The sequence below is a fragment of the Streptomyces sp. NPDC054956 genome, assembly GCF_053609185.1.
In genome coordinates this window covers 1-7,189 of sequence record NZ_JBSGXB010000351.1, presented here as the reverse complement: position 1 = coordinate 7,189, position 7,189 = coordinate 1, and the positions used below count along the sequence as shown (strand labels likewise).

Sequence of the window (7,189 nt, the reverse complement as noted above, 5' to 3'; positions counted from 1 at the left end):
GGACGAGGTCCGGCCGGCCGGAGAGGTAGCGCAGCCCGTCGGACACCTTGGCGTCGTGCGGCAGGACCTCCGGACGCTGCAGCTCCTGCGGGCGCATGAGCAGCAGCGCGGCCACCGTGGCCACGTAGCTGACGGCGTTGAGCAGCACCACGGAGACCACGCCGAAGCCGCTGATCGCCACGCCCGCGAGCGCCGGGCCGGCGATGCGGGCCACGTTGAAGTACGCGGCGCTCATGGCGGAGGCGTTGGGCAGCAGCTCGGGGCCGACCATCTCGCTCACGAAGGACATGCGGGCCGGGGTCTCGACGGCGTTGACCGTGCCGAGGGCCAGCGCGAAGACGTAGACGTGCCACAGCCGCTCGGCGCCGGAGAGCAGCAGCAGTCCCAGCATCAGCGCCAGGGTGCCCGCCGCGATGTTGGCCAGGACCAGCAGGGCCCGCTTGTCGTGCCGGTCCGCGAGCCGTCCCGCGTAGAGGCTGCACAGCAGCACCGGGGCGAACTGCAGCGCGGTCACCACGCCGAGGGTCTGCGCCGAGTCGCCGGACATGGACAGGACCAGCCAGTCCTGGGCGACGAACATCATCGAGCCGCAGGTGACGGAGAGCACCTGCCCGAGGGTGAAGTAGCGGAAATTTCGGACGGACAGGGACCGGAAGGAATGTCTCACCATGAGACCTTCTCGCCTACGGCAGTCGAACACCGCTCAAGGCGGGCACGGCACGCGGTACGGGCCCCGTGCGCCGCAGCCGGTGGCCGTGCAGCCAGGACACCTTCTCGTGCAGCTCGTCCTCGGTGAGCGAGCCCAGCATGGCGTTGCGCTCCAGGGCGGCCCCGCCCGCCGGGTGGTAGAGCCGGGCGCCCATCTCCCTGGCCACCAGCTGGACGCGCCCGGTCCGCTCGCGCCGCCGGGCGTTGTACTCCTCCAGGCGCGGCGCGATCCCCTCGCCGGTGGCGTCCGCGAGGACGTCGCCCAGGACCACGGCGTCCTCGAGGGCCTGGCACGCGCCCTGGGCGGCGTACTGGAGCATCGGGTGGGCGGCGTCGCCCATCAGGGTCACCCTGCCGTCGGTCCAGACGTCGACCGGGTCGCGGTCGCAGAGCACCCACTCCCGCCAGCCCTCGCCCAGTTCCAGCAGGCGCCGGCCGTGCGGGCTCAGCTCGCGGAAGCATTCCCGTACGGTCTCCCGCTCCGCCGGGCGTCCCGAGACGGGCTCGCGGGCGCCGTTGTCCAGGGTCGCGGCGAGGTTGAGCTGGTCGCCGCCGCCGATCGGGTAGTGCACGAAGTGCCAGTCGGGGCCCGCCCACAGGGCGGCCGCGCTCCAGCGCAGTTCCCGCGGCACCCGGTCCATCGGTATCACCGAGCGGTAGATGGTGTGGCCGCAGACCCGGGGCGGGCCGTCGCCGGCGAGTTGGGCGCGGACGGCCGAGCGGATGCCGTCTGCTCCGACGAGCAGGTCGCCCGTGACCGTACGGCCGTCGGCGGTGGTCACGGTGACCGAGTCCCCGTCCTGCGCGTACTGCCGTACGCCGGCCCCTGCCAGGATCTCGACGCCGTCGGCCGCCCGGCACGCCGAGAGCAGCGGCTGGTGGAGGTCGCCGCGCGCCACGACGGCGTACGGGTTGCCGAACCTGCGGCGGTAGCGCCCGGTGAGCGGCATGGCGGCGACCTGCTCGCCCGTGGTGCCGTCCATGAAGCGCAGTTCGTCGATGAACACCGCCCGGTCGCGCACCCCCTGGCCGACGCCGAGGAGGTCCAGGGCGTGGAAGGCGTTCGGGGCGAGCTGGATGCCCGCGCCGATCTCGGCGAAGCGGTCAGCACGCTCCATGACGGTGACGCGGTGTCCGCGCAGGGCGAGGGAGAGGGCGGTGGCGAGGCCGCCTATGCCGCCTCCGGCGACGAGTGCGTGAGCCATGGCTCTTCCCGTGTCCCTTCTCCTCGTACGGCTATCGCGTGCACGAGCCCAGTACCTCCGTGATCAGCGAACCGGTGATCCGCGGTCCGTCCTGGGTGAGGACGGACTCCGGGTGGAACTGCATCGAGGCGAAGTGCGGGCCGCGCAGGGCGTGCACCTCCCCGGTGTCCGGGTCCCGGCTGACGGCGATGCGGCCGAAGGCGGGGTGTTCGACGACCTCGTCGTCGCAGCGGGCCGCGAACGTGTTGTAGAAGCCGACCCGTTCGCGGCGGCCGAACAGGCCGATCTCGCGCTGTACGCCCTGGTTCGGGACGGGGCGGCGTTCCAGGGCGAGCCCGAGCCGGGCGCTCAGCACCTGGTGGCTGAGGCACACGGCCAGGAAGGGGCGCCTCTCGTCCAGCAGCCGGGACACCGTCGACCACAGGTGCGCGATCTTCGGGCGCAGCACCTGCCGGGGGTCGCCCGGCCCCGGCCCCAGCACCACGAGGTCGTACGCCGCCGTGTCGTACTCCTCGTCGAAGCGCCGTACGGTCACGTCGACCCCGAGCGAGCGGATCTGATGGGCGAGCATCACCGTGAAGGTGTCCTCGGCGTCGACCACGAGGACGCGGCGCCCCGCCAGTGGGGCAGCCGGGGTGGTCCTGGCGTCCGGCTCGTCCAGCCAGAATCCGGAGACGAGCTCGTTGCGGCCCGCCAGCGCGGCACGGACGTCGGGGTGGTCGGCGAAGCGGCTGGGCGCCGGGTCGGCGAGGGCGGCGAGCAGTCCGGACACCTTGGCCCTCGTTTCGCGGGCTTCGGAGTCGGGGTCGGAGTGCCGTACGAGCGTCGCCCCGACGCCGATCCGCAGGCGGCCGTCGGCCGCGATGTCGGCGGTCCGGATCAGGATGGAGGAGTCGAGGGTCCGGGCCCCCGAGGCGTCGCGTCCGATGAGGGCGGCCACGCCGCTGTAGTAGCCGCGCCCGCCGCGTTCGTGACGTCTGATCACCTTGGCGGCGTTCTCCAGCGGGGAGCCGGTCACCGTGGGCGCGAACATCGTCTCCCGCAGGATGTCGCGGACGTCGCGGTCGGTGTGTCCCTTGATGAGGTACTCGGTGTGCGCGAGGCGCGCCATCTCCTTGAGGTAGGGCCCGACGAGCCGCGCGCCGGAGGGGCAGACGCGCACCATCATCTTCAGCTCTTCGTCCACGACCATGTACAGCTCGTCGGTCTCCTTGCGGTCGGTCAGGAAGGACATCAGACCGTCGAGGGTGGGGCCGGCGGCGGGATAGCAGTACGTGCCGCTGATGGGGTTCATGACCGCGGTGCCGTCGCGGACGCTGATGTGCCGCTCGGGGGTCGCGCCGACCAGCACGCGGTCGCCCGTGTGCACGAGGAAGGTCCAGTAGGCGCCGGTCTCGCGTTCGAGCAGCCGGCGGAAGAAGGACAGGGCGCCGACGAGGGCGAAGCCGGGCAGCCATGCCGTGAAGGTACGCTTGATCACGAAGTTCGCGCCCTCGCCGGTGCCGATCTCGTCGGCGATCACGCGGCGCACGATGTCCGCGTACTCCTCGTCCGGGATGTCGAAGGCCTCCCGGTCCACCTTGACCGGCTCGTTCGGCAGCCGGCGCAGGGCCTCGGAGAGCGGGAGCCGCTCCTGGCCGGTGACCGTCATCGCGATCAGCGGTTCGCCGTCGTCGTGGGCCTCGAACCCGCGCTCGCCGATCTGCCGGTAGGGCACGAGGGCGAGCAGTTCGTGACCGCCCCCTTCGGCGGCCGTGCCGGGAAGCGGGAGGTCGGCCAGGGTCCGGCAGGGGGACGTCTCGCCGAGCAGCACCTCCAGGGTGTCCGGGGAGGTGGCCTCCGGGCGGTGCAGGAGGGCGAAGGCGGGCGCGGTCCCCTCCATGACGCGTGCCAGGAGGTCCGGGGCGCCGTTCCGGGCGCTCACCGCGATCCCTCCGCCGGTACGGCCGCGAAGGACTCGCACAGGGCCTGTGTGGTGACGACGGCGCCGCACCGCTGCGCCGCGTACTCCAGGGCGAGCCGGTGGTGCCCGGCGGAGAAGTCGGCGACGGCGTCGGCCACCAGGAACGGCTGGATGTCGTGGGTGAAGGCGTCGACGGCGGTCACCAGCACGCCCACGTGCGCGTAGACCCCGCAGAGGACGAGCTGGTCCCGGCCCTCGGCGCGCATCCGTTCCAGCAGGTCCGTCCGGAAGAAGGCGCTGTAGCGCCATTTGGTGAACACCCAGTCGCCGGGCGCCGGTTCGAGGGCCTCGACGACCCTGCGGTGCTCGGGCGAGGGCCGCATGCCGGGTCCCCAGAAGTCCACGAGCAGTCCGCGCTGTTGCGGGGTCATCCCGCCGGGCTGGGCGGTGTAGGCGACCGGGACGCCCAGTTCGGCGCAACGCCTCCGCAGCCGTGCCGCGTTGTGGAGGAGGGGGGCTCCGGGCGAGGCGTCCGGCGAGAAGGGCTGGAGGAAGTACTCCTGCATGTCGTGGACGAGGAGCACCGCACGGCGCGGGTCGGCCCGCCAGTCCACCACGGCCGGGGGGAGTTCTCCCGGCAGGGGCATGGGGTACGGGGTGATGGGAGGGATGCCGGCCATCAGTACACCTGCGCTCCGAGGGTCGCCCCTCCGTCGACGGTGAGATCGTGCATGGTGATGTGTCCGGCTTCGTCGGACAGCAGGAAGCGGACGGCGTGCGCGACGTCCTGGGGACTCGCCACCTTGCCGAGCGGAATGCCCGCCCGGTACGCGGCCGGGTCCCCGGCGACGGACGCGGCGGCCGCGTCCCCGCCGGAGTGCATGCCGTGCAGCATCGGGGTGTCCGTCGAGCCGGGGGCGACGAGGTTGCAGCGGATGCCGTAGCGCGCGACCTCCAGGCCGAGGCACTTGGTGAAGGCGCTCGCCGCCGCCTTGGAGGCGGCGTACCCGGCCATGGACGCCCGGGCGGTGCTCGCCGCGTTCGATCCGACGGTGACGATGGCGCCCCGGCGGCGCGGGATCATCCGGTTGACCACGGCCCGGGACATGAAGAAGACGCCGTTCGTGTTGACCGCGAAGATGCTGGACCAGTCCCCGTCGCTCAGCGCCCTGGCCTCGGCCAGGAGGAGCACTCCCGCCGCGTTCACCAGGTAGTCGACCGGACCGGCCTCCCGCTCCACCGCCTCCACCACGGCCTCGGCCTCGGCGGAGGAGGTGACGTCGGCCGGATGGGCGCGTACGGGCAGCCCTTCGGCGACGAGCGCGTCGACCACGGCGTACAGCCGGCCGGGGTCCAGGTCCACGGCGGCGACGGTGATGCCGCCTTCCGCGAGCAAGCGCACCACCGCGGCGCCGATCCCGCCGGCCGCGCCGGTCACGACGGCGATCACGGCTGCCTGACCTTGGCCAGCATCCGGACGGCCGCCGCGAACGGCGCGAGCACGATCCGCAGGCCCCGGGCGAGTGCCGGGCTGACCCCGCCGATCCGCTCGATCCGCACCTGCGGCGCGTCCTGCCTCAGTGCCCGGCGCACCGATTCGGCGGCGGCCAGGCCGGAGCGCACGGCGCCCTCCATGCCGGCCACCCCGGGCGGTCCGGCGCAGAAGTCGCCGGCCACGTACAGGTTGGCGAGTGCGGTCGTGCTCGCCGGCCGGAGCCGGTCGGAGCCGGGTCCGGGGGCGAAGAACGGTGCCTTGTCGTGGGGTTGGTAGCAGACGTGCTCGATGTCGTCCCAGGTGAGGACCGGCACGTAGGTCATGAGCTCCTCCACGAGGATCTTGACCGCCTCGCCCTCGGACAGCTCCGCGAGCCGCGAGACGCGGCCGACCACGCAGTTGAGGAGGCTGTTCTCGTGCCCTTCCCAGACCTGGCCGACGTCGATGAGCGTGATCGCGTGCGGCGATTCGACGAGACGGATGTGTTCGGCGGGCAGGCCCGGGAGCCGCCTGCGCAGGTAGATGTGGAGCGCGCCGAGCGGTCGCGAGACCAACTCGTCCACGCCGTACGAGGGTTGCAGCGCGCCGGTGACGGCGCTGCCGAGTCCGGACAGCCGCCCGTGCGGGAGGGCCAGCACCACGTGGCCGTCGACCTCCTCGGTCACGGTGCCACCGTCGGCGTCGCGCACGGTCAGGGTCTTCACCCGGCCGCCGTCCACGGAGACCTCCAGGAGTTCCGCGCCGGTGCGGATCTCGACGCCGGCCGCTTCCAGCCGCTGCCTGAAAGGGCCGATGAACCACTGCTGGAGGTCTCCCCTGGGCATGCGCACCTTGCCGGGGTGGCGTGCGAAGGCGGCGATGCTGCCCCGGAAGCTCGCCGCCGACACGGCCCGGCTCTCGGCGGCGCTCGAGGCGACGAAGAGGTGCTCCACGTCGGCGATCGCCGCGTCGGTCAGGTACCAGCGGCTGTGGAGGAACTCGTGGAGCGATTCGTCCCGGCCCCCGTACTTCTGGGCGAGCAGGTCGATCACCCCGTAGAAGAAGAGCAGTTGGTCGGCGACGGGGTTGACCGCCGACCGGAACCTGGGGAACTCGCCCGGCACCAGCTGGTGCAGGCTCCCGGTCTCGCGCAGGTTGTCCGCGAAGCCCAACTCCCCCACGAGCTTGAGCGTGTTGAGGTACCAGGCGGGGAAGATGTGCACCCCGTGGTCCTCGACCCTGCCGTCGATCACCTTCGATCCGGCCATCCCGCCGAGCTCCGGCGCGGCTTCGAGCAGCCGCACCGGAATCCCCAGCTTGCGGATGGCCCAGGCCGCCGTCATCCCGGCGAGGCCTCCTCCGACCACCGTCACGCCGGTCATCGCTGCTCCGATCCCTGGGTGGCGGCCCGGTAGGCCGACATCGCCATCGTGGGGTAGATGAGGCGCAGCAGGCTGTCGCGCCAGTACAGGCCGTCGTGGTGCACGACCCAGGTGTGCCACGGCTCGGCCCAGTCGCCGTCCTCCTGCTGGGTGCGGACCAGGAACTCCAGCCCCGCCCGCACCTCTTCGCTGTCGGCGCGGCCGGCGGCGATGAGGGCGAGCAGCGCCCAGCCCGTCTGCGAGGGGGTGCTCTCGCCGTTCCCGATCCACGCGGGATCGTTCAGCGCGCGGATGTCCTCGCCCCATCCGCCGTCGTCCTGCTGGTGCGCGACGATCCAGTCGCAGGCCCGGGCCACCGCCGGGTCCGTGCCGGGGATTCCGCAGGCGGTGAGTCCGGTGACGGCCGCGCTCGTGCCGTGCAGGTGGTAGCAGGCCCACCAGCCGGGCCACGAGCCGTCGGGGTGCTGGTTGCGGCGCAGCCACTCGATGCCGCGCAGGGCGGCGGGGGTACGGGCCC

Annotated in this window: 6 protein-coding genes and 1 pseudogene; all 7 read right to left on the bottom strand. The window is 72.7% G+C overall.

The window, feature by feature from the left end; translation table 11 throughout:
- Nucleotides 1–670, bottom strand: a 670-nt coding sequence (locus tag ACWGDE_RS33755) for an MFS transporter (protein WP_453392867.1), incomplete at its 3' end; no start/stop codon positions are given.
- Between the two features lie 13 nt (nt 671–683).
- Nucleotides 684–1,913, bottom strand: coding sequence for a 3-hydroxybenzoate 6-monooxygenase (locus ACWGDE_RS33750; protein ID WP_453392866.1), 1,230 nt, complete (start codon nt 1,911–1,913; stop codon nt 684–686).
- 31 nt (nt 1,914–1,944) lie between these two features.
- Nucleotides 1,945–3,795 (bottom strand): anthranilate synthase family protein, encoded by a 1,851-nt coding sequence (locus tag ACWGDE_RS33745; RefSeq protein WP_453392868.1) that lies wholly within the window; start codon nt 3,793–3,795, stop codon nt 1,945–1,947.
- A 38-nt stretch (nt 3,796–3,833) separates the two neighbouring features.
- Nucleotides 3,834–4,496, bottom strand: coding sequence for an isochorismatase family protein (locus ACWGDE_RS33740; protein WP_453392865.1), 663 nt, complete (start codon nt 4,494–4,496; stop codon nt 3,834–3,836).
- Nucleotides 4,496–5,266 carry a 2,3-dihydro-2,3-dihydroxybenzoate dehydrogenase gene (locus ACWGDE_RS33735; RefSeq protein WP_453392864.1) on the bottom strand — a complete coding sequence of 257 codons (771 nt, stop codon included), beginning with the start codon at nt 5,264–5,266 and terminating at the stop codon, nt 4,496–4,498. The genes ACWGDE_RS33740 and ACWGDE_RS33735 overlap by 1 nt, the downstream gene beginning before the upstream one ends.
- A complete protein-coding gene (locus tag ACWGDE_RS33730) occupies nt 5,263–6,672 on the bottom strand; it encodes an FAD-dependent oxidoreductase (RefSeq protein ID WP_453392863.1) in 1,410 nt (469 codons plus the stop codon). The genes ACWGDE_RS33735 and ACWGDE_RS33730 overlap by 4 nt, the downstream gene beginning before the upstream one ends.
- Nucleotides 6,669–7,189: pseudogene (locus ACWGDE_RS33725) on the bottom strand (squalene--hopene cyclase); the annotation flags it as partial. The pseudogene ACWGDE_RS33725 and the gene ACWGDE_RS33730, both read right to left, overlap by 4 nt.

Coding starts and splice junctions, on each gene's coding strand:
- ACWGDE_RS33750 (WP_453392866.1), bottom strand. CDS start 1,913: ATGGCTCACGCACTCGTCGCCGGAGGCGGCATAGGCGGCCTCGCCACC.
- ACWGDE_RS33745 (WP_453392868.1), bottom strand. CDS start 3,795: ATGGAGGGGACCGCGCCCGCCTTCGCCCTCCTGCACCGCCCGGAGGCC.
- ACWGDE_RS33740 (WP_453392865.1), bottom strand. CDS start 4,496: ATGGCCGGCATCCCTCCCATCACCCCGTACCCCATGCCCCTGCCGGGA.
- ACWGDE_RS33730 (WP_453392863.1), bottom strand. CDS start 6,672: ATGACCGGCGTGACGGTGGTCGGAGGAGGCCTCGCCGGGATGACGGCG.